General features: G+C 53.8%; 15 protein-coding genes and 2 pseudogenes. 4 read left to right on the top strand and 13 right to left on the bottom strand.

The genetic code is table 11. The features are described from left to right. Position 1 precedes the first annotated feature (1 nt). The 5 genes and pseudogenes from JJB07_RS05960 to JJB07_RS05940 form a co-directional block, all read right to left on the bottom strand. Positions 2-703, bottom strand: coding sequence for a transglycosylase domain-containing protein (locus JJB07_RS05960; RefSeq protein WP_201632164.1), 702 nt, complete (start codon positions 701-703; stop codon positions 2-4). Positions 704-829: 126 nt separating this feature from the next. Then, positions 830-2,185, bottom strand: a complete 1,356-nt coding sequence (locus tag JJB07_RS05955) for a SpoVR family protein (RefSeq protein ID WP_201632161.1) — start codon at positions 2,183-2,185, stop codon at positions 830-832. Between the two features lie 35 nt (positions 2,186-2,220). After that, complete coding sequence (gene yhbH / locus JJB07_RS05950; RefSeq protein WP_201632158.1) at positions 2,221-3,387, bottom strand: sporulation protein YhbH; 1,167 nt, start codon at positions 3,385-3,387, stop codon at positions 2,221-2,223. A 66-nt stretch (positions 3,388-3,453) separates the two neighbouring features. Next, positions 3,454-4,488 (bottom strand): annotated as a pseudogene (locus JJB07_RS05945) (protein prkA); the annotation flags it as partial. After that, complete coding sequence (locus JJB07_RS05940) at positions 4,482-6,083, bottom strand: recombinase family protein (RefSeq protein WP_201632155.1); 1,602 nt, start codon at positions 6,081-6,083, stop codon at positions 4,482-4,484. The gene JJB07_RS05940 and the pseudogene JJB07_RS05945, both read right to left, overlap by 7 nt. Before the next feature lie 371 nt (positions 6,084-6,454). Here JJB07_RS05940 and JJB07_RS05935 point away from each other — a divergent pair, with 371 nt between their 5' ends. Further along, positions 6,455-6,622: a hypothetical protein gene (locus JJB07_RS05935; RefSeq protein ID WP_201632152.1), complete on the top strand. Its 168-nt coding sequence runs from the start codon at positions 6,455-6,457 to the stop codon at positions 6,620-6,622. 69 nt (positions 6,623-6,691) lie between these two features. Here the strand turns inward: JJB07_RS05935 and JJB07_RS05930 are convergent. Next, positions 6,692-7,567 (bottom strand): annotated as a pseudogene (locus JJB07_RS05930) (protein prkA); the annotation flags it as partial. Positions 7,568-7,865: 298 nt separating this feature from the next. Between JJB07_RS05930 and JJB07_RS05925 the strand changes: the two are divergent. Continuing rightward, positions 7,866-8,435 carry a TetR/AcrR family transcriptional regulator gene (locus JJB07_RS05925; RefSeq protein WP_201632146.1) on the top strand — a complete coding sequence of 190 codons (570 nt, stop codon included), beginning with the start codon at positions 7,866-7,868 and terminating at the stop codon, positions 8,433-8,435. A gap of 62 nt (positions 8,436-8,497) precedes the next feature. Here JJB07_RS05925 and JJB07_RS05920 read toward each other — a convergent pair whose 3' ends face one another. The 7 genes from JJB07_RS05920 to JJB07_RS05890 all read right to left on the bottom strand — a co-directional run bounded on the left by JJB07_RS05920 (position 8,498) and on the right by JJB07_RS05890 (position 16,190). After that, the gene (locus tag JJB07_RS05920; protein ID WP_201632144.1) at positions 8,498-10,720 is read right to left on the bottom strand and encodes a YhgE/Pip domain-containing protein; all 2,223 of its coding nucleotides are present in this window, start codon (positions 10,718-10,720) and stop codon (positions 8,498-8,500) included. Further along, the gene (locus JJB07_RS05915; RefSeq protein ID WP_201632141.1) at positions 10,717-11,343 is read right to left on the bottom strand and encodes an ATP-binding cassette domain-containing protein; all 627 of its coding nucleotides are present in this window, start codon (positions 11,341-11,343) and stop codon (positions 10,717-10,719) included. The genes JJB07_RS05920 and JJB07_RS05915 overlap by 4 nt, the downstream gene beginning before the upstream one ends. A 160-nt stretch (positions 11,344-11,503) precedes the next feature. Continuing rightward, on the bottom strand, positions 11,504-12,796 hold the full coding sequence (locus JJB07_RS05910; RefSeq protein ID WP_201632138.1) for a helix-turn-helix domain-containing protein: 1,293 nt from the start codon (positions 12,794-12,796) through the stop codon (positions 11,504-11,506). A 139-nt stretch (positions 12,797-12,935) separates the two neighbouring features. After that, positions 12,936-13,661: an HAD family hydrolase gene (locus JJB07_RS05905; RefSeq protein WP_201632135.1), complete on the bottom strand. Its 726-nt coding sequence runs from the start codon at positions 13,659-13,661 to the stop codon at positions 12,936-12,938. A gap of 15 nt (positions 13,662-13,676) precedes the next feature. After that, positions 13,677-14,135 carry a tRNA (uridine(34)/cytosine(34)/5-carboxymethylaminomethyluridine(34)-2'-O)-methyltransferase TrmL gene (gene trmL, locus JJB07_RS05900; RefSeq protein ID WP_201632133.1) on the bottom strand — a complete coding sequence of 153 codons (459 nt, stop codon included), beginning with the start codon at positions 14,133-14,135 and terminating at the stop codon, positions 13,677-13,679. A 158-nt stretch (positions 14,136-14,293) separates the two neighbouring features. Continuing rightward, complete coding sequence (locus JJB07_RS05895; protein ID WP_201632130.1) at positions 14,294-15,118, bottom strand: HD domain-containing phosphohydrolase; 825 nt, start codon at positions 15,116-15,118, stop codon at positions 14,294-14,296. A gap of 94 nt (positions 15,119-15,212) precedes the next feature. Further along, positions 15,213-16,190 (bottom strand): amidase domain-containing protein, encoded by a 978-nt coding sequence (locus JJB07_RS05890; RefSeq protein WP_201632127.1) that lies wholly within the window; start codon positions 16,188-16,190, stop codon positions 15,213-15,215. A 174-nt stretch (positions 16,191-16,364) separates the two neighbouring features. Between JJB07_RS05890 and JJB07_RS05885 the strand changes: the two genes are divergently transcribed. Further along, on the top strand, positions 16,365-17,111 hold the full coding sequence (locus JJB07_RS05885) for an IclR family transcriptional regulator (protein ID WP_201632124.1): 747 nt from the start codon (positions 16,365-16,367) through the stop codon (positions 17,109-17,111). Between the two features lie 100 nt (positions 17,112-17,211). Next, the gene (locus JJB07_RS05880) at positions 17,212-19,146 is read left to right on the top strand and encodes an aconitate hydratase (protein ID WP_201632122.1); all 1,935 of its coding nucleotides are present in this window, start codon (positions 17,212-17,214) and stop codon (positions 19,144-19,146) included. Positions 19,147-19,148 lie beyond the last annotated feature (2 nt).

Raw genomic sequence — 19,148 nt, 5'->3', positions numbered from 1 at the left:
CTTACTGGCCGAAGAGTTTCAAGGGCGAACTCTTGGCTTGGGTCATCTCTTCCTGCGTAATGTCGCCGTTGTGATACATCGCGTCCAGCACATGGTTGCGTCGGGCCAGCGCGTTCGGGACGTTTGCTTCCAACCACGGATTCAGCGCCGAGGGGGCGTTGGGGAGCCCGGCGAGCAGAGCGCATTCGGCGAGGGTCAGGTGTTTGAGGTCTTGCCCTTTGCCGAAGTAGGTTTCTGCCGCCGCTCGGATGCCGAATGCGCCGTTGCCGAAGTAGACGTTGTTGAGATACATTTCGAGAATTTGATCTTTACTGTAAGTATGTTCCAATTCGAACGCCAATGCAATCTCATTCACTTTGCGGGAGAAGGTGCGGTCTTGGGAGAGATAGACGCTGCGAGCCAGTTGTTGGGTCAGCGTGCTTCCGCCCTCCGCAGCCGACATCGTGGTCACATCGGTGTAGACCGCCCGCCCGATGCCGTACAGGTCGAGCCCGCTGTGTTCGTAGAAGCGGGAGTCCTCGACATCGACGATCGCCATCTTGAGATCATCCGGGATGTCGGTCAGGTTGGCTTGGTTTATAGGGTCTGTCGTCGTTTGTTGGTGGTTCTCCATCATCGATTTTGCTTCTTCTTGCAGAGAGCATCCCACGATCAGGATCAGCAAAAAAGTCACAACCAGTCCGCGCAGCAACTTGCCTTTCATAACACTCACCTCAAGGAAATTCTACGGCTGGAAGAGATCGGATACCATGATAGCGAAGTCTCAAGTTCCTGATAAAAAAAGAGAGCCCGACGTGTCGGCTCTCTTTTTCGCAAACACCTGTGAAGATTAGACGAACCGACGGTGGTTTTTCTTGCCGTCGAATGTGAAGACCACCGCTCGGTTGTCGAGCATGGTTTCGAGGTGCGTCGTGCGCCCCCAGAGGTTGTAGACGTGGGGCAGGGTTTTTTCGAGGTATTTGACGTCCAGCTCCGTGCCGTCGAACTGGTGCTTGAGGTACAGCTCGCCGTTCTTGAGATAGTCTCCGTCGTGCACCATCAAGACCGGGAACCCGCTGTTCACGCGGGAGGCGCAGAGTTGGTCGCGGACTTTCTCCCAGTCCTTCTCCATCACTTTCCACTCGTCCCCTTGCTTGCCGTACAAGTACAGGTCCATCTCTTCCACCAGTTCCTTGGTCAAGTAGTTGCGCAGGAACGAGATGTCCGAATCGTACTCGCGAATCTCCCACATCCGTTCACGACCCCAGCGCTTCTCGATGTCCTCCCAGATCTTCAGCCCGACATGATACGGGTTCAGCGAGGTCTTCGAGGGCATGATGACGCCGGCGTTCATTTTGGCGAACTCGATCGTCTCGCTCTCATCCAAATCCAACTCCCTCATGATCCGCAGATGCCAATACGTCGCCCAGCCTTCGTTCATGATCTTGGTTTCCATCTGCGGCCAGAAGTAGAGCATCTCTTCGCGCATAATCGTCAAGATGTCGCGCTGCCACTCCGGCATCCCCTTGGCGTGCTGCATGATGAACAGCAGCAGGTCTTTCTCCGGTTGCGCCGGGAAGCGGGGGGCGGGTTTGGGCTCCTCCGCTTTTTTCTTCTCCGTCCATTCGAAGACGTCGGCGAACGGGTCGAGTGCGGCCGTCGGCTCGCTCGGTTCGTCATACTGGCGCGACCTCATCTTGCGTCCCACATACGTCGGGTCGATGTGCTCTTGGATCGCGAGCACCGAGTCGATGAACTCCTCCACGGCGAGTTTGCCGTGGTCCTGCTCGTACTTGCGAATCCTCTCCGCCGACGCCGCCATCGAATCGACCATGTAGCGCGAGGTGTTGCCAAAGCGATTGTTGTGTTTGAAAAAGTCGCAGTGTCCCAACACGTGCGCCACGATCAGTTTGTTTTGCAACAGCGAGTTGCCGTCGAGCAGAAACGCATAGCACGGGTCGGAGTTGATGACGAGCTCGTAGATTTTCGAGAGCCCGAAGTCGTACTGCATCTTCATTTTGTGGAAGCTCTTCCCAAAACTCCAATGGCTGAAGCGTGTCGGCATCCCGTACGCCCCGAACGTGTAGATGATCTCGCTGGGGCACACTTCATAGCGCATGTCGTAAAAATCCAGACCAAAGTCGCGGGCGAGGATCGTGATCTCCTCAATCGCCGACTCCAATTGCTGCATCTCCTCGTTGGTCATAGCCGGAAACCTCCTCTCAAACAGGGAAGGGCCCCCTACGAGGCCCGAATCTTGTCTTTGGCGGTGAAGAAGTGGCAAAGCGCTTTGTACACTTCGCCTTTTTCCCGAATGATCGCGTGTTTGAACTTCTCGTCTTGGATGTTCTTGTACGCGTTCATCAGGCTTGAGCTTCTGTTGTACTGGTTCACTTCGCCATACCCGAAGATGTTCGACACGTCCATCAACTGCTTGATCAGCTTGATGCACTTGTCATTGTCGCTGGTCAAATTGTCGCCGTCGGAGAAGTGGAACGGGTAGATGTTGTAGCGGTCGGGGTTGTATTTCGTATGAATGAGGTTGAGCGCCAAGTTGTACGCCGAGGAACAGATCGTGCCCCCGCTCTCCCCCTTGGTGAAAAACTCATGTTCCGTCACGACTTTCGCTTCCGTGTGATGCGCGATGAACTGGATGTCGACGTGCTCGTACTTGGTTTTCAAGAACCGCGTCATCCAGAAGAAAAAGCTGCGCGCGATGTACTTCTCAAACTGCCCCATCGAACCCGAGGTGTCCATCATCGCCAGCACCACCGCTTGGGAGTGCGGCGTTTGCACTTCCTCCCACGTTTTGTAGCGCAGGTCGTCGTTGGTGATGTTGTGCAGCCCCGGATTGCCCGCCAGCGAATTGCGGCGGATCGCTTCGACGAGGGTGCGTTTTTTGTCGATGTTGCCGGCGAGCCCTTTTTTGCGAATGTCGTTAAACCGCACGTCGGTCGTCGTCACTTCGTCATGTTGCTTGCGTTGCAAATTCGGAAGTTCCAAGTCGGCAAACAGCAAGTTCTCGATCTCCGCGAGGGAGACTTCCGCTTCGTAGTAATCGACCCCCGGCTGCTCTCCGGCGCCTTCGCCCTTGCCCGGTCCTGCTTGTTGCTTGGAGGACGGGTCTTTGCCGAGCACGTCGCCGACTTGCGACTCGCCGTCTCCTTGGCCGCCGTGCTGGCCTTTGCCGTAGTTGTAGCGGAATCGATATTCGTCAAGCGACCGGATCGGCACCTTGACGATCTGCCGCCCGTCGTGCATGATCAGGCTTTCTTCGGTGACCAGATCGGCCAAGTTTTTTTTGATCGCTTCCCGTACCTTCTCTTGGTGGCGTTGCTGGTCTTGCTCGCCCTTGCGGTGGAGGGACCAGTCTTCGCGCGAGAGGATGAATGACGGTCGATGGATCATCGGGGCTCCTCCTTTCTCTTTGGAAAAAAGGGACAGGTCTTCCGCCCCTGTCCCAATTCTCACGTATTAACGGTTCAAGAGGCTGCCGGTGTAGCGCAACAGTTCGTTCGCGCAGACCGGGCAATAGCCGTGTTCGTCGATCAGGCGCGAGGTCACTTCGTTGATCTTGCGCAGTTGGAGCGCGTCCGGCGTCTTGGACGACGTGGTGATCTTGACGACGTCCTTGAGGTCGGCGAACAGTTTTTTCTCGATGGCTTCGCGCAGGCGCTCGTGCGAGTTGTACTCGAACTTCCTGCCTTTGCGGGCGTAGGTGGAGATGCGGATAAGAATCTCTTCGCGGAACGCTTTCTTGGCGTTCTCGGAGATGCCGATTTGCTCCTCGATGGAGCGCATCAGTTTTTCATCCGGATCGACCTCTTCGCCGGTGATCGGATCTTTGATTTTTTGCCAATTGCAATACGCTTCGACGTTGTCGAGGTAGTTTTCGAGCAGGGTTTTCGCCGATTCTTCATAGGAGTACACGAACGCTTTTTGCACTTCCTTTTTCGCCTCTTCGTCGTACTCTTTGCGGGCGATGCCGATGAAGTTCATCAGGCGTTCTTTGTCTTCCTTGGAGATCGACGCATGCTGGTCGAGACCTTCCTTGATCGCGCGCAAGACGTCGAGCGCGTTGATGCAGTTGGTGTCGCGACGGATCAGGGCGCTGGAGATGCGGTTGATGACATAGCGCGGGTCCACGCCGAACATTCCTTCATCCGGGGACTCTGTGCGCAGTTCCTGGATGTCTTTGTCCTTGAAGCCCTCGACGGTGCCGCCGTCGTAGAGCTTGAGTTTTTTCAGAAGGTCGACGCCGTTTTTCTTGGAGTCTTTGAGACGGGTGAGGATCGAGAAGAACGACGCCGTTTTCAGCGCATGCGGCGCGATGTGGACGTGGCGCATGTCAGACTGCTTGACGAGTTTTTCGTAGATCTTCACTTCTTCGGAGACTTTCAAGTTGTACGGGATCGGCATGACGATCATCCGCGATTGGAGCGCTTCGTTCTTCTTGTTGGAGATGAACGATTTGTACTCCGTTTCGTTGGTGTGGGCGACGATCATTTCAACGTTTGTGAAAGGCTCACAAAAAAAGAGGTGTTTAGTCTAAGTGTAAAGGTCGTTGGCTTGCGACCACGTCCCTTTTTTTCTACATGAAGAAGGATTTGCTCAAAGCAAATCCTTAACAATCTGTTGCGTAACTCACGGTGTTTAATCATCTCATACGCCTGCATAAGATTTGACGGGGGGGTACGGAGGTCGTAAAGGGCATTTTGTGATTGTTCTTGGTCTTGAATGCTCTGTTCGTGTTCTTTCCTCATCAAGGCCGCTTTTTGCTCCTTGATTTGTAATTTGGCTTGGTATTGATCTCGCCGCTTTTCAAACTCTTTGGAGCTAAAAACCCCCTCAACAACCAAGTCGTAGGAGCGGGCTAATTTTTTTCTCAAGAGTTCAATTTCTTGTTCAATCTGCTCTAGCATGTCTACATGTGGAAGTGCGTGGTCAGTCTCGTGCCGGAGTAAGCTTGTGGCCAGTTGCTCATTCAACTGCTTTCCGTCTAGACTGATTCGTTCCATTACTTCCAACAACCGATTCTCCACTTCCCGGTATTTCACATAGACGCCACATTCGCAGCGTAAAAACTCCTTTTCGTAGATCGAGTTCTCTCCATTTTTCTTCTGATATTGCTGCGTTGTAAACTGACGTTGCATCTTTTTCCCGCACTCACCACAGATGATGAGGGAGGTTAATTCCCATGGTGTATGGTTTTTGTTGACAGGTAGTTTCTCGTTTTGCTTCCCCATACGTTTTTGACAAGCCAGCCATACCTCCCTGTTGATGATCGGCTCGTGCGCGTTCTCTACGACGATCCATTCATCCTTTGGGCGTTGAATTAACTTGCCATTTTTTCGTTCTGTTTTTCGAAATTGCACTTGACCGATGTAGACCGACTTTTGCAAAAGACGATGAATGACTTCCGGATGCCATTTCGCTCGACCTGTTGCCGTTGGGATCTCAAGTTTTTCTATGTGTTTGGCAATGGCCTGGTAACCAAGTTTTTGCTTCGTATATAGAGAAAAAATCGATCGAACCACCTGTGCTTGTTCCGGTTCTATGTCCAGACGTTGCGTTTGTTCGTTGTACCGATATCCATACGGAACAGAACCGGCCATCCACTTACCTTGGAGCGCATAATTATAACGTGCTCCCATCAAACGTTCACGTGTCATCTCGAATTCTTCACGGGATAAAAAGAGTTCAAAACGAATTTGGCGAAGATCGGAGAAATTCTTAGGGTCATAGATCTTGGATGGAGTGATGATGTAGAGACGACGGTCGATCAATAGATCATAAATAACGCCCATATCCGTATAACTTCCCCGGCCTAAGCGGCTGATTTCCTTCACCGCAATCGCATCCCAACGACCTTCCTTCAAACCTTGAAGGATTTCTTTAAATACCGGTCGTGTTTCAATCTTGTCACCAGAGCCTATTTCCTTATGCTGCTCATAAGGAACACCATGCTGGCTCAATACACGATCCATGAGTTGTTCCTGTTCGGCCAGCGTATCTTCGCCAGTGCGTCGCTCACGCTCTTCGTCTTGACGCGATCTGCGAAGATAATTGACAATGGACTGAATTTCTACGGGTAACTTATTCACTCACAACACCTCGCTCTCTGTAGTACAATATGAGTCGTAAAATAGAAATAGCCGTCCCAAAATTGGGCCGGCTACTTCCTAGAACTATTTAACAAAATGCTTCAAAAAATGGAACACATAATGGAAAATATAATCGAAGATCGCAGGAATGTTCAATAGTCGCTGGAAGTTCGTAGGTTTAGCTGATTGATGTACGTTGACGTTTATAACAGTCACAGTCACTTTTGCTTTCATCAGCCCCCCTCCTTTCATTAGGATATAAAATATTATGCTTTTTAAAGCTGTTTAGTTACTGTTAAAGGCATGTATTACAGGAAATATCTTGTGATCTGATTGAATAAGTTGTACCAACCCGCACATGAGGTGATCAGATGGACAGAGACGCAAGCATCCAGCTTCAGTCCGCAACTGGTACGACGTGGATCATTCGTTCTGAACGCACTCATGATCAGAAAGACACTCAACAAGATTTTCATCAAATCATCGCCAACCTGTTGGTGGAGGACCTGGTATCTCCCTACAAAAAAGCCGCGACCTGATGTCGCGGCTTTTTTGTATCTGCATTCATTTTCTTACTGAATTGCCCATATATTTTGGTAACAGCATTTCACAGACGATTCATCCGCGGAGATCAGCGCGAAACGACCGGCTTTGAAGTTGCCCTCTTGGGTCAGCGAGAGCAGGTGCCAGAGGAATTTCTCGTCGCACTTGAGCATCTCTTGGAACTCCATGAGGCCACGGTTGGCTTTATTCAACTCACCGTCGAAACGGTAGGCGCGCGGGTCGGACTCCGAACCAAACTCGGCGATCGTCGAGAAGTCGATGGAGCCGGTCAGATCGGCGATGTCCTGCGATTTCGGGTCGGACGGGGAGAACGTACCCACGCCGACACGCTCGTCTTCGGAGAGCAAGATGCGCTCGACCGTGACATTCTCGATCTGGCCGCCCCACTCGGTCGCAAGCCGCATCCGGCAGTGCGGGCAGAGGTTGCCTTCGATGCGCACGCCCATCTCCTTCTCGAAATCGGCTCGCAGATCGTCGGGGATCAAGTGCAGCGGCTCTTCGTGCATCGGGCAGCCTTTGATCGCAAACAGGGCGCCGTCGTCAGTGCGGGAGTATCGCTCCAAACCTTTTTTCAACATCGTGACGAGTGTCGATTTGCCGCCGGAGACCGGCCCCATGAGGAGCAAGATCCGCTTGCGAACGTCCAACCGGCGGGCCGCCGAGTGGAAGTACTCTTCGACCAAACGCTCGATGGAGTCATTCAACCCATACAGTTCATTGGAGAAAAACAGGTACTCTTTGCGCCCGGCTTCATCTGTTTTGATCCCAGCGGAGGCGATCATGTCGTAGATTCGGGAGTGAGAGGTCTGGGCGATTCTGGGGTTTTTGCGAACGACCTCCAGGTAGTCGAGAAAGGATCCTTCCCACCGAAGCTTTTCCTCTTGAGCCCGGTAAGCAGTTAAACGGTTCAGGAAATCCATGTGTCATCATCCCCCTTTTCGTTCGGGCCCGTGCCCAAGCCTGACGCCGGGTGCCTGAGTTTTGTTCATTTTATTCGGAAAGTGGCTTGCCCTAGACCTTGGGAGAGAATATTGATTTAAAATTCTGAAACTTCTAGACTGTGATTGACTAGAATGAATATTGTCCCGTTCGTATCCTATAGATATGCAAGATCTCGTCGACTGTTGCATGGAGTTGAATTTGAAAACCCTTTCTTTTTGTGCTACTATGACTCTATGTGTGATCTAACCTAATTTATAGTAAATGAAGGTGATGTTGTTGCGCAAAAGCAAAACCAGCTTGATCTTCCAGGCGGCCATCGATGTGTTTTCCGAGAAGGGTTTCGACAAAGCGACGATGGATGACATCGCAGCGCGCGCGAACGTCGCCAAAGGCACCATCTACTACCACTTCAAGAGCAAGGAGGAATTGTTCCTGTTCTTGGTGGAGGAAGGCGTGGAAATGCTCCGCGACGGCGTGGAGTCGAAACTGCTCGACGACATGCACCCTCGCGAGAAGATCGAATTGATCTTGCGTGAACAGATCTCCTTCTTCGGCCAATACCGCGATTTCTGCGTCATCTTGTTGCGTGAGTCGTGGGGGGCGGAGGATCGACAGCTCGAGTTCCGTAAAATGATACGTTCTTATATGTCCCTCATCGAAGGTGTAGTACGCGAAGGCATCGAAGCTGACACCTTCCACTCGGTCAATGCCGAGAACGCCGGGTCCGCCCTGTTCGGCATGGCGGCCATCGCGTCCCTGCACATCTTGCTTGGCAAGGGCGAGTACGACGAAGAGCAACTGTTCTCCGATCTCAAACGCATGGCGCTCGCCGGTCTCGTGAAGTAATGGATGCAAAAAAAGAGTCTCTGCTCCCCGAGGGGTGCAGAGACTTTTTTTGTTCGCATGTATTAGCCTGCCAGTACGTCTTTGTCATGCAAGTCGCTGACTTTGAGCGTGCGGCGGGTGGTGAGGATGTGCAGGATCAGCACGACGACGGTGATGCCGGCGAGGATGAGCATATCCTTCTGCACCAGCGCCTGGTCGCCCGTCGCGATGATCGCGCGCAGACCTTCGATGCCGTAGGACATCGGCAGGTACGGGTGAATCGCTTTGAAGAAGTTCGGAACCAGCTCGATCGGGAACGTGCCCGCCGAAGAGGTCAGTTGCAGAATCAAGATGAGGATCGCCAAGAAGCGACCCGCCCCCGAACCGAGTCGTGCGATCAAGAAACCGATGATCGCAATCGATTCAAACGAGAGCAGCACCATGATGGCGTAGAACTCCACGGGGTGCAGAACCTGTAGGCCGAGCCCTTGCGTCAAGACCAGACCCGAAACCACGGTGGAGAGGATGCCGACCACACCGAGCGTCAGGAACTTCCCGAGCACGAAGGACGTGGAAGACACCGGAGCCATCATCCAACGGAATTCCTTCATGGAGAGCATGAAGAACAGAACGACCGCCCCGACCCACAGGGAGAGCGGGATGAAGTACGAAGCAAAGCCCATGCCGTAGGTCGAGACCGGATGAATCGGCGTAGACTCCACTTTCACCGGATTGGACATGACGTCCGCTTTGACATCCGGGTTGGAGATCGTGCTGTCCTTCGTCGCATCGGTCAACTTGCCTGCCAGTTCCTTGCTGCCGTCCGACAGTTTCTGCGTGCCTTCATTCAATTGCTTCGTGCCGTCTGCAAGTTGCGAAGTGCCGGTTACGAGTTGCCCCGTACCGCTCGCAAGATCGCGACTGCCGGTCGCAAGGGCGGCGTTGCCGTCTGCCACTTTCTTGGCACCTGCTGCGAGTTCGCCTGATTTGTCAGCCATTGTCGCGGTGCCGGCTTGCAGATCATGCAGACCTTTGGAGAGATCACCCGCCCCGGCTTGAAGTTGCTTGGAGCCGTCGGAGATCTGACCGAGACCCGCGATCAGTTGCTTCTGCCCTTCTGCGATTTGGCCGAGACCGCCGGCCGCAGCGTCTAGTTGGGTTTTGCTTTGACCAACTGTTGCGGAGGTCGTCCCGAGTTTCGAGGAGACACCGCCGATCGCTTTCACCGCACCTGCATAACGCGGGTCGCTTGCAAAACCGTACTGGTTCGCAAGAGAGGCGAGCAAGTTCAGAGCCGATTCGTTCGAGCCAGAGAGGTTGCCGTTGGCATCGACCGTGCCGAGATAGCCTTGCATCTGTTGCAGGCCGGCTTGCAGATCGCCGGTTTGACCTGCCGCTTTGGAAAGCCCCGCTTGAATCTTGGTCAGATTGTCGTTGGCGGTTTGCAGACCCGGTGCCATTTTTTGCGCCCCTTGCGAGAGGTCGCCGAGTTTCGCTTGGATCGTATCGGCACCTGCTTGCAGTTTGGTCGCTCCGCCGTTGGCTTGTTTCAGCCCGTCGTTGAGGAGTTGAGAGCCGCTCGCCACTTGCGCTGCGCCATCGGAAGCTTGGGCCGCGCCGTCGGCGAGTTTTTTCGAACCGTCCGCCGCTTGCACGGTGCCGGTGTGAACTTGGTTCGCTCCGTCTGCCAGTTTCGCAGCTCCGGTGTTCAGATCGCTCGCACCGGTTGCCAGTTGGTTGGCGCCGTCTGCCGCTTTGGAGAGACCGTCGCCCGCGTCCCCGATCACGTCGAAGATGCCGGTGAAGTATTCCTTGGAGAACTTGTTGCCGACTTCCTCACGCAACGAAGTTTCCAATCGTTTGGAGATCGTCGAAGCGATGTAGTTTTTCCCTTCGTTCTGGGTGAACTGCACCACGGCTTGCTTGGGCTGATCTCCCGTGACGGACAGCGCGTCTTCGGTGAACGTCGCCGGAATCGTCACTTTCAAATAATAGCCTTCGCCTTCTAAGCCTTTGTTCGCTTCTTCCTCCGAAACGACTTTCCAACCGACGGCGTTGTCCTTGACCAATTCGTCGGCGAGTTCCTTGCCATAGTCAACGTGCTTGCCGTCCTTCTCCCCGCCGTGGTCGAGGTTGACCAGTGCGACCGGGTAGTTCTCCATCTGGTTGTACGGGTCCCAGAACGCATAGAGGTACAAGCCGCTGTAGAGCAACGGGATGATGATCCCGACCACCATCGCGGCACGCCCGAGTCGAGAACGAAGCAAGCGGCGCATCTCCGTACGGAAAATCCAGAATGTATTCATCGCGTTGTCACCTCCCCATCCGGCAAAGAGACGATCAGGTCGCACGAGTCCGCCACTTGGGAAAGCACCGTGGTCAAGATCACGGCGTGCCCTTCGTCTGCCAGCGCCCGCATGTCGCGGTACGCCAACTCCCATTCTTCATTGGTCAACCCGCGCTCCGGTTCGTCGATCAAGACGATCGTCGGACGATGAACCAACGCGGAAACCAAGCCGACGCGAAACTGTTCGATATGTCCGACGTCCTTAATCCGATATTTGCAGACTTCCTGCAGGCCGTACTTGTTGACGAGTTCCTTGACCCGTTCCTTTGCCTGACGAACGCCGTAGAGACGCGCTTGGAACAGCAACGCCTCTGCCACTGTCAACGTATCAAACATCGGCGAGAGGTCGTGGATCGGTCCGACCCCGGCCCGTTTTTGCACAGGCGGTTGGCCGTCAACCAACACGCGCCCGCTGTCCGGTTTCAAATGCCCGGAAGCCAGCAGGAGCAACGACGACTTCCCCGTGCGTGACGGGCCGTAGACAGCACACATCTGGCCGCTCTCCAGCGTAAACGACAAGTTCTTGTAGAGCAGTTTGTGTCTGTCATGAAGCTCGACTTTGTCAAAATGTACCGTTGCCACAGGAATCCCTCCCTTCGAAGTATACTTACGAATAAACTGACTGCTTAGTACAAAATCATTGCTTAGGCTATTCTACCAATGCACTGACACAGTGTCAACACCTTATTTTAACATAAAAAAAGAGCCCGCATACGGGCTCTTTTTCCAAACTATTCAAGTTTTACAGGACGATGCCGCGCTCTTTGAGGTTGCTTTCCATCGCGCGTTTCATTTGCTCCAGCGAATGAATCGCTTTTTGCAGGTCGCCTTGTTCTTTGTAGATGTCGCCAAGCATCGAGTACGACTTGGCGATCTCACGCGGGAGATCGGCGATCTCGAAGATTTTAACCGACTTCTCCATGAACTCGACCGCTTCAGCGAATTTCTTCTGCTCTTTGCAAATCGTGGAGTAGGTGCGGAAGACGAATCCGCGTTCCAGCGAGGTGTCGGCGAGCAGTTCCAACGCTTCGTCGCAATGCTTGGACGCTTGTGCGTAGTCTTGGTTCGCGAGGTAGATGCGCGCCATTTCACCGTGCGTGTGCGCGACTTTCTCGGTGTAACCGTACTCTTTGTATTCGGCGAGGCAGGCGGCCAGGGTTTGCAGCGCTTCGTCCGCGTTGCCGTCTTCGCCCTTGACGATGCCGAAGTTTTCTTTGACTTCGATCGCGAGTTTGATGTTCTTCAACCCGCGGTAGAGCGAGATGGAATGCTGCGCGTACTCGCTGGCACGGTCGAAATCGCCCTGTTCACGGAACGATTCGCCCAGACGGCGGTAGAGATCCGCGATTTTTTGGAAGGAAGCGGTGGATTCGAGGTAGCTGTGTGCGCGCTCGTAGGATTGAAGCGCGTCGTTTTTCTCCCCGAGGTAGCCGTAGACTTTCCCCAATTGGCGGAGAATTTCGGCGGCGAGGAACGGGTCGTGGTCGTCGACTTTCGCCATCAGGTCGAGCGCTTTCTGCCAGTGGTAGATCGCGAGCGGATAGTTGTGACGCTTCTCTTCGACATAGCCGAGCTGCTTGAGCGCGAGAATTTGCATGTAGAGATCCTTGCGCGTCGTCGCCGAGGACAGAACTTTGTCAAACCCGTCGAGCGCATCGTCGAGTTTGCCCTGTTCCAGCAAACACTCGGCGAGGTCGAATTGAATTTCCGCGGAGTGCAATTGCGGCACGGAATCTTCCATCAACCCTTCGAGGATGGGCACGGCTCGTTCAAACTCACCGGCTTCCATCATCGAACGCGCCACTTTATAGGTGGCGATCTGCTCGATTTGCATCTGCATGTCGGTCAGGAAGTACTCGATCGGTGTTTCCAATTTTTCTGCGATCGCCTGCAAGAGTTTGTGGGACGGATTCGCTTTGTCTGCCTCAATTTGCGAGATCATTGACGGGGTGACCATGCCTGCGCCGAGGTCGCTCTGCGTCAAGCCTTTTTGAATGCGTAATTCCTTTATTTTTTGTCCAAGAGTTGCTGGCATCACAATCTCTCCTCTCGATGTGGATCAATCATCACTATCTGTTTCAGTTAGAAGTTAATTAAAAAGGTCCCTTTACCCGATCATTATTAACTCACTTAATTCATTGTATACCCCAAAAGAGTTCCGTAGACCGAACTTTTTACGACCCGATGTGCGGTAACTCGTCACGTACGAACGTCAAGAGATCAGCAAGTGTTCCTTTGTGGGTAAATGGAAGTTGCTTTTCGCCTTCTTTGAGGCAGTCGGTTACGAGATACGTTTGCATGCCGAGGGTGCCTGCGATCAAATCTTCGAAGGCATCATTCCCGACCATCATACAGTCTTCGGGGGACGTCCCGATTTTCTGTACGATTTCTTTATAGTAATTTGGATTCGGTTTGCAAAAATGACTGTTCTCGTATGTGGTCACCAATTCGAATGGAAGATCTTGAACGTTCGCCCACCGCATGCGATGCTCTGTCGCGGCACGGGGGAAAAGCGGATTCGTAGCAAGCACCACCCGATATCCTTTGGCCACGGCGGCTTCCACGATCTCGCGAGCGAGCGGGGTCGGCTGCGAAAGTTCGACCAACTCGCCGAACTCACCTGCGTAAAAACCTTCTACAACCGGCCAAAAATCTTCGTTCACGCTGCCAACCGCTTCGAGAAAGTCCTTTTTAAATGCTTGTTCATTCGTCAATTCCGGGTCGTTGTTGCGGACCATAAATTCGGTCGATTTCATCAATTGCGCCAAAAACGTTTCCGGCGGCAACAAGTGCGCCACTTTGGGCACCAGCTTTTTAAAATACCCGCGCGTGAAGTGGTCGTTGTCCATCGGAAGCAAGGTTCCATCGAGATCGAACAGGATTGTTTTGACTGGATGCATGAATTTCGCCTCTTTTTAGATCAGATTGGGGAATCCTTGTTGGCGCAATGCTTCATAGACGACGATGGCCACCGCATTGGAGAGGTTCAGCGAGCGGGCATCCGGCAGAAGCGGGATGCGAATCGCCGTATCCAAGTTTGCCATCACCAGCTCTTCGGGCAAACCTTTGGTTTCCTTGCCAAATACAAAGAAATCGTCAGGACCGTATGTAAATTCGGTGTGGGCTTTCTCCGCTTTTGTGGTCGCATAGAAAAAGCGGCCGTTCGGATACTTCGCCCGCAATTCCTCGAAAGAGTCGTGATAGTGCAAGTCCAACAGATGCCAATAATCAAGACCGGCCCGCTTCAACTGTTTATCGTCCACCGAAAAGCCGAGTGGACGCACCAGATGCAAGGTGATGCCGGTGCAGGAACAGGTACGCGAAATGTTGCCGGTATTTGCAGGAATTTCCGGTTCAACCAAGACGATGTGCATGAGAGTACGTCCTCCTTTTCAAGAACGGAACGAAAGAACTATTGAAAAAAGTAATGCTCTAAGTATCTAGCATACAAAAAGGAACAGCCTGCCGCAACTAGACAGGTTGTTCCTCGAATATTCCCACAACTATATCATTCACATACAAGTAATTTCAATCATGAAATATGCTTGAGTTTCTGCAATTGAACCGCTTCGTAATCGAGGATCTTGGCCGCCTCTTGCACGGCGATCAAGTCGGCGGAATCGATGCGCAAGAACGCTTCGACACAACCGACACAGAACTGCGTGTCGATATGGCGCGCGATCTCTTCGCGGGCATGCTCGATCGATTGGGCCTTGCGATACGGGCGGTCGGACGTGATGGCGTCGAACGTGTCGGCGACCGCAAAGATGCGGGCCAGCAACGGAATCTGTTCACTCTTGAGTTGATGCGGGTAGCCGCGTCCGTCGATGCGCTCATGGTGGTGAAGCACCACGTCTGCGCCTTCGTTCAAGAAATCGATGTTCTTGACCATAAGATAGCCCATCTGCGGATGTTCTCTCATGACGACCCATTCTTCCTCGGTCAGCGCACCCGGTTTTTTCAAAATGGCGTCCGGGACGGCGATCTTGCCGATGTCATGCAGAAGTGCGCCCCATTCAAGTTGCTGCATGAGGTGCTTGTCGAGGCCCAATTCACGGCCGATGAGGATCGAGTATTGAACGACGCGCTTGCAGTGTCCGTTCGTCTCGTCGTCCTTCGCCGCGACGGCGTTCGCCAACGCTTCCAGTGATGTATGGTAGGAGCGAACGATCCGGCGGTTGTTCTCACGAGAACGATGCAGAACCAACCCGAAGATCATGCCGAGCACACCAAACACGATCAATTCGAGAACAAACACCGTCACACGAGTTTCTCCATTGATGAAGTTATCTGCGGTTTCCACCAGCGCACCGACCATGAAGCCGAGGCTGCCATACATAACTCTGGAGGCGAACACGATGAGCCCCTCCCCTCTGTTAATGAGTGTAACTCACTTCAAGATTTCCACACTTTACATTCGACATGTGTGTCAGAATCCCTTCATTTTTTGTCTAGAATTGGTCGGGAATGTGGAAAAATGCATATTTTGTTTTCGCCGTCCACGCATAGCTGTCTCGGTACGTCCAGAAGCGCATGTGGCTTGCGACGGTGTGTGCATCGACCAGCGGTTGACCGGCTCCGTCGAAACCGACCACAACTGTGTTATGCTGCCACCTTCCATCGCCGTCCCAGTCGTAGCAAATCACATCTCCAATCTTCAATTGACGCGGGTCGCCGACTTCTTGGGCATGCAGGAGCCGGGTCAATGCGAGTTTGAGCGAATTGGCGACCGCCCATGAATAACTCCAATTGTGACTGCCGATGTCGTACCACCACCCGTTCGATCGTGAACTGCCGCGCACGAGCGGGACTCCGCCGGCGTAGAGCACTTGTGACACGAAGTTTGTGCAGTCGCTGTCCTTCATCTGTTTAAAAACCGGGTTGAAGCGGTTCCACCACAATTCAGCATAGCGATACGCCCGCACGCGATCATACCGCCCGCGAAGCTGACGATCTTCCACTTCCAGTTCTTCGGGAAAAACGTCCACCGACGCAAGCGCGTCGGCCGCGTCTTCCGGCCGGAGGTTCGGCTTCGCCACCTCTCGCACCGTCTCGTCTCGTAACACCCGCCAAGTTCCGCCAAACGGAAGCAGGGTCAATCGATGTCGCAAAGCCCGTTCTTCGTGTTGAAGATCATCTCCTTGCTCATAATAGAAGCGAACGTGTTCCGTCGCATCCACCACCGCGAGTTCTCCCTCGCTCTTCCACGCGGCGGAGTGAATGTGCAACGAGGTCTTCGCTTTGCGAAAACGCACACCCTCGCGCAGAGGTCTGGCATCGCGCATCGACCGCACATCTTGCCACGAATGACAGTCTGCCGGCGTCCCCGCCAAAAAATGAAGCAGCGTCTCGTCGTCGCCCGTCAACCAGGCGCGATTTTTCTCACGGAAAAATGCCTCGACCGTTTTCAACCATTCTTGTCTGTACATAAGACGCCCCTCCCTTCCTCGTTCAAAAAGTTATATGCGGGGCACACAACCATTTTGCTTCTCTTTTCGAATGTTTTTTGACAAAAGGGTTCCCTTGTGTTGGAGACGCATGATATACTATGTAATGAAACAGGGTTTCACCGTATGAAACACCTCCAGAGGGAGATGAGGTAGATGGCGGAACAGGAAAAAGGCACAGTGCGCGCCGTTGAGCGAGCGCTGGACATCTTGCTGTGCTTCGCCGGCACAGATGCTGAACTCGGGCTCTCCGATATCTCGAAGCGCCTCGGGTTACACAAGAGCACTGTGCATCGATTGTTGGCCTCCCTCGAAAGCAAAGGTTTCATTCGCCGTCATTCTTCCACTGAGAAGTACCGACTGGGCTGGAGCGTGCTGGAATTGGTGAGCAATGTGTACCAATCAGATGCACTCTCTTCGATCGTATTGCCTGAGATGACGCGCTTGCGTGATCAGATTGGCGAGACGATTTCTCTCTATGTCCGCTCTGGAACGGAACGCATCCGAATCCAAGCGGTCGAGAGTAACCAACCGGTTCGTCGCGTGGCGAATATCGGCAAACGACTGCCCTTGCATGTCGGAGCTTCAAGCAAAGTTTTGCTCGCCTTCTCCAAGGAACCGGTTGAAGACTTGGTACGCGATTGCTGCCCGTCTGAATCCAGCCGAATGGAATTCTTGCAAAGCTTGGCAACTACTCGCAACCTCGGGTATGCGATCTCCATCGAGGAGCGCGAACCGGGTGCCGCCGCCGTGGCCGCGCCGATTTTTTCCCGCCAAGGGGACATCGTCGCCGCGCTTTCGGTTTCCGGCCCTGTGGACCGTTTCACCCCTGACATGCTGAAGATTCACACCGAAGCAGTCAGACGATCGGCCGACATCATGACCAAGATGCTGGCCCACTAGCAATTTTACTCATAGTTTGTTTTTCCTGTTCATCTATGTGTCCTTTGGGGGACGCTAGATTGCAGAGAACTGATACTAGGTTTTATAGGAGGTTTTTCTGATGGCTAAGAACTTAACTCAGAAAATCATTGAAGCACATCTCGTTTCCGGCGAGATGGTTGCAGGTCAGGAAATTTCGATCCGCATCGACCAAACGCTGACCCAAGATGCGACCGGTACGATGGCGTACCTGCAATTCGAAGCAATGGGCGTTCCGCAAGTCAAAACCGAACTCTCCGTTTCGTACGTTGACCACAACACCCTGCAATCCGGCTTCGAGAACGCGGACGACCACCGCTTCCTGCAAACTGTTGCAGCGAAACACGGCATCCACTTCTCCCGCCCGGGCAACGGGATCTGCCACCAAGTTCACCTCGAGCGTTTCGCGAAGCCGGGCAAGACCCTGCTTGGTTCCGACTCGCACACCCCGACTGCAGGCGGCATGGGCTCCCTGGCAATGGGCGCGGGCGGCTTGGACATCGCAGTTGCAATGGCTGGCGGCGCGTTCTACCTGAACATGCCGAAAGTTGTAAAAGTTGAACTCAAAGGCGCTCTCAAACCGTGGACCGCTGCGAAGGACATCATCCTCGAAGTTCTCCGTCACCTGACCGTTAAGGGCGGCGTTGGCCGTGTTATCGAGTACACCGGCGAAGGCGTTGCTTCCCTCTCCGTTCCGGAGCGCGCAACCATCACCAACATGGGCGCAGAACTTGGTGCAACCACCTCGATATTCCCGTCTGACGAAGCGACCCGCGTCTACTTGGAAAAGCAAGGCCGTGGCGGCGACTTCGCTCCGCTGGCTGCTGATGCAGACGCAACCTACGACGAAGAGCTGATCATCGACCTCAACACCCTTGAGCCGAACGTCGCTCAACCGCACTCCCCGGACAACGTGGTTGCTGTTAAGGACCTCGCTGACAAGCGCATCCCGGTTCAACAAGTTGCAGTTGGTTCTTGCACCAACTCTTCCTACACCGACCTGATGCGTCTGGCAGCCGTTCTCAAAGGCAAAACCGTTCACCCGAACGTTTCTCTCGTTGTCTCCCCGGGTTCCAAGCAAGTCTTCGAGATGATCGCTCGCAACGGCGCACTCGCTGACATCCTCGCAGCCGGCGCACGTCTGCTCGAGTCCGCTTGCGGTCCGTGCATCGGTATGGGTCAAGCTCCGTCCTCCGGCGCTGTCTCCGTCCGTTCCTTCAACCGTAACTTCGAAGGCCGTTCCGGCACCGCAGACGCAAGCGTCTACCTCGCTTCCGTTGAAACCTGCGCAGCTGCAGCTGTTCTCGGTTACATCGCAGACCCGAACGAACTCGGCGAATTCCCGGTTATCGAACTGCCGGAACAATACCTCGTCGACGACCGTCTGGTGCTGGCACCGTCCGAAAACCCGGCTGACGTTGAAGTCCTCCGTGGCCCGAACATCAAGCCGCTTCCGGTCAACACCGACCTGGCTGACGCTCTGACCGCTCCGGTATCTCTGAAAGTCGGCGACAACATCACCACCGACCACATCATGCCGGCGGGTGCAAAAGTTCTGCCGCTTCGTTCCAACATCCCGGCGATTTCCGAACACGTATACGTACGCGTTGACCCGCAATTCCCGGCTCGCGCGAAAGAACTCGGCAAATCCGTTATCATCGGCGGCCACAACTACGGCCAAGGTTCTTCCCGTGAACACGCAGCGCTCGCTCCGATGTACCTCGGCGTGAAAGCTGTCATCGTGAAGTCCTACGCTCGTATCCACCGTGCGAACCTGATCAACTTCGGTCTCCTCCCGCTCACCTTCGTGAACGAGAACGACTACGACACCATCGCACAAGGCGATGAAGTTGCAATCGACAACCTGACCGAGCAAATCCAAGCAGGCAACGAGATCACCGTGAAGAACGTAACCAAAGGCACCACCTTCACCGTGACCCACGACCTGACCGGCCGTCAAATCGACATCATCCTCGCAGGCGGTCTCCTGAACTACACCAAGAAACAAGCGATCTAATG

The organism is Tumebacillus amylolyticus, from assembly GCF_016722965.1.
GTDB classification, from domain to species: Bacteria; Bacillota; Bacilli; order Tumebacillales; family Tumebacillaceae; genus Tumebacillus; species Tumebacillus amylolyticus.
This window is presented reverse-complemented; position numbering and strand designations above follow the sequence as displayed.